This window comes from Solemya elarraichensis gill symbiont, from assembly GCF_002021095.1.
Classification (GTDB): domain Bacteria; phylum Pseudomonadota; class Gammaproteobacteria; order Chromatiales; family Chromatiaceae.
Genome location: NZ_MPRK01000194.1, coordinates 1 through 3330 on the forward strand (window position 1 = coordinate 1; position 3330 = coordinate 3330).

Consider the following 3330-nt stretch of genomic DNA (forward strand, 5'->3'; position numbering starts at 1 on the left):
CACAGCCCTATATTGCTGATAACGGGCAATCTTCTTGATGACTTTGCCATCCATCGGTTCGAAGACAGTGAAGTTCTGGATCAGATCAAGGAAGTTCTGCTTGTTGAACAGTCCTGCTATCAGGACTTCCTGTGAATTGGCATTCTCACTGACTTCGTTGACTGCCAATGGGTACGGGTCTTTCCATTCCAGATAATGTTCCATGCGAGAAGATATCGTTCCGACACGGGCTTTATCGCGATGGGTCGAGATCATCAACTGGTTGTAATGGAATAGCTTCTCTGCACCTTCGTCTTCATGCGGCTGTCGACGATTAGCGTATCGCATCAACTGGTCAATCCCTGCTTCCATGGGATTGGTGATGTACGGGGATTTGCATTCAATGACTGCAAATGGCAGCCCATTCACGAACAGAACGATGTCAGGAATGATGTTCTGGTTAACGCCTTCAATTTTGAACTGGTTGGTGCACAGGTATTCGTTGTTGTCAGGACTCTCGAAGTCGATGACTTTGACTGTCTGCCCTTTGGTACCCTTGCCTAAATCCTGAATGACGGACTGGTATCTGACCAGTGTTTCCCAGACAGACTGGTTGGCTTCCATCAGTGTGGCAACCTTCAGGTGGGTCAGTTCACGGACGACCGTGCGCAGGTTGATGTCATTGATCCATGGGTTGATGCGTTTAACGGCATCGGTGAGACACTTAGTCAACACAACGTCTTTGAAGAAGTCTCGTTCGTCGGATGCATCGGGAGATAATAAAGAACCGTGGACATAGTCCCAGCCCAGTGACTGCAACTGTTCAATTGCAGGGAGTTCGACCTTCCGTTCTTCATCCTGATACATGGCTTCAGTCCGTGTTTACCCTGACCTTGCCGGTGAGAAGGTCTTGCATGAGTGCTTTTTTGAGACGTAATACAGCAGCAAGTGCCCTTTGTTGAGTATCTATCTGTTTCTGTGAATCGCGAAGCACTTGACAAATCTTTTGTTGTTCAACAAGATCAGGAAGCGGCAACATCGTCTTGTTCAGAATCTGGTGATTAATATTGACTTGTGCTTCTGCAAGACCAACTTTCTTTCTATCCCAGTCTATTTGTACAGCATCAGACCCAATAGCCAACGAAGCAAACTCTGAAAGCAACTTGTCATTACCACGAAGAATAAGTCGGAATACTGTGTCTGGGATCATTAACCTTGTAGGGGTGTTGGCAACATATACACATACACCGACCCTTGCACGAGGACCTTTACGTGTAATCAAAATATCACCTGATTGTACAACCGCATTATTTACAGCTTCGTGATGACTGGCCAGCACCTTGTTTTCGTCAGGATCATACCCAGACCAAACGACCGCTGTTGTCTTTAGGATGCCCCATTCATCACATCTTCGTTGACGTGGTTCACAGACTGGGCTCCATCCACTATAGACGTTTTCAATGTGGTCTTGCAGTCGTATAACATCCCATTCCTTCGGAATCCTGCCAACCGCGCTATCTTTGAACTCAGTATGACCGATACCCTTGGTCAACAATTCCTGCATCATCCCTTTCTTCAGGTCTTGTATTTTGCTGATTTGTCTCTCGGTCTTTTCGATGACTTCATCCACCGAAGTCAGAATGGAGGCGATTTTTTGTTGTTCAGAATGATCACGGCAATAGGGTGTGGTGAATTCCTTCAGAATCTTTAAGTGACGCTTATATCCTTCACTACCAATTAATTCAGCCGCACGAAGGATAACGTAATAGAGGTATCGGACATCATCTTTATCATTGGATGGCACTATGATTTGTGTTCCATCAGCACCAACTGCAAAATTAAAATCAATGTACTTCGTATGGAGAGTGTGATCCCCGAATACTATAACAGGCGAAGCTTTATCGTATCGTTTGTCGAGGTTATCCGTGTATCCACAGATTAATGTGGCTCCTTGATCAACAATCGGCAGGATTCCATTGCTTAGGTAATCAGAAGACTTCAACTGCTTCGACTTGTCATTCTGAAGACGGATCAGTTCTTCAATTTGGACAGCAGATGAAAAGCTATTCATACCCAAGTTCCTTCGCGTAGTCCCGCATCATAGCTTCGGACTCTTTCACCTGCGCATCCAACTCATCTAGTGACATCTTGTACTTGTCCCACCATCGCTCTAGCTGACTGATTACCTCGGTGTCATCAGTACCAGCTACATCACGAATTGCCTCCTTCGACTCAATCGACGGCTTGAATTCGTAGTATTCATCGTCCTTTCGGTCGAATACCACGGACACATCGAACCCATTAAGCATCTCTTCCTGAATGTATTCATCTTCGACTTCTCGTACAGGAATGCCACCATGCAAGATGGCGCGTACATCGAATATTTCAGGTGGGGGTGATGTGTTGGCATAGCGACGGATATTCAGGTTGTAGTCGTTTTCCCTGATCTCATCCAATGTGACGATGCTGGAATAGCGTTTTATGGCTTCGAAGGCGTCGAATGTGGCAACAATCTTCTCGATATCCTGGTCCCGTAGCTTGTTCTGGTTCTTGCCTTCTTCGTACTCCAGTTCAGCATTGATGAACAGCACCTTGCCTTTACGGTCGGCAGGCTTCTGCTTGTTGATGATCAACAGGCACGCAGGGATACCAGTACCATAGAACAACCCAGATGGAAGTCCAACGACAGCTTCCAGCAGGTCATCTTCAAGAATACCTTGTCGGATAGCCTTTTCACTGGAACCACGGAACAACACACCATGCGGCATCACCACACCCATCATTCCTTCAGCATTCAGCGATGCAATCATGTGCTGGACGAATGCGAGATCACCTGCATCTTTCGGGGGTGTGCCGTACGGAAAGCGTCCATACGGGTCTGCATCTGCTTCATCCTTACCCCACTTCTTCAGGCTGAATGGTGGATTGGCAATCACACGGTCAAACGTCATCAGTTCGCCGTTCTGGATGTGCTGTGGATCACCCAAAGTGTCGCCCTTACGAATGTCTGCATTGAACACGCCGTGCAAGAACATGTTCATCTTACAGATTGCCCATGTGTTCAAATTCATTTCTTGACCGTTCAGGGACAAATCTGATGGGTTCTCGCCGTGTCCTACAAGGTAGTTCCGGGTCTGGATCAACATGCCGCCTGAACCGACTGTGGGGTCGTAGATACGCATCCCTGCATGCGGCTTCAACAGGGCAACAAGCAGTTTGACCACTTCGGAAGGCGTGTAGAACTCACCACCTTTCTTCCGCTGCGCGCCAAGGAGAGAGAATCGAAGGCGCGTAGTCCCCGGTAGCCACTAGGCGAGACTGTTTTTCTGACGTGCGCCAGCGCCAAAGGAA

Annotated in this window: 2 protein-coding genes and 1 pseudogene; all 3 read right to left on the reverse strand. The window is 47.5% G+C overall.

All coding sequences use genetic code 11. The annotated features are described in order from the left end of the window. Positions 1-846, reverse strand: an 846-nt coding sequence (locus BOW51_RS08825; RefSeq protein WP_135568189.1) for a type I restriction endonuclease, incomplete at its 3' end; no start/stop codon positions are given. Between the two features lie 4 nt (positions 847-850). Beyond that, positions 851-2050, reverse strand: a complete 1200-nt coding sequence (locus tag BOW51_RS08830; protein ID WP_078477405.1) for a restriction endonuclease subunit S — start codon at positions 2048-2050, stop codon at positions 851-853. Then, positions 2043-3236 (reverse strand): annotated as a pseudogene (locus tag BOW51_RS08835) (N-6 DNA methylase); the annotation flags it as partial. The gene BOW51_RS08830 and the pseudogene BOW51_RS08835, both read right to left, overlap by 8 nt. Positions 3237-3330: the final 94 nt, after the last annotated feature.

Excerpts from the sequence above, each read along its gene's own strand:
- BOW51_RS08830 (WP_078477405.1), bottom strand. The coding sequence starts at position 2,050 with ATGAATAGCTTTTCATCTGCTGTCCAAATTGAAGAACTGATCCGTCTT.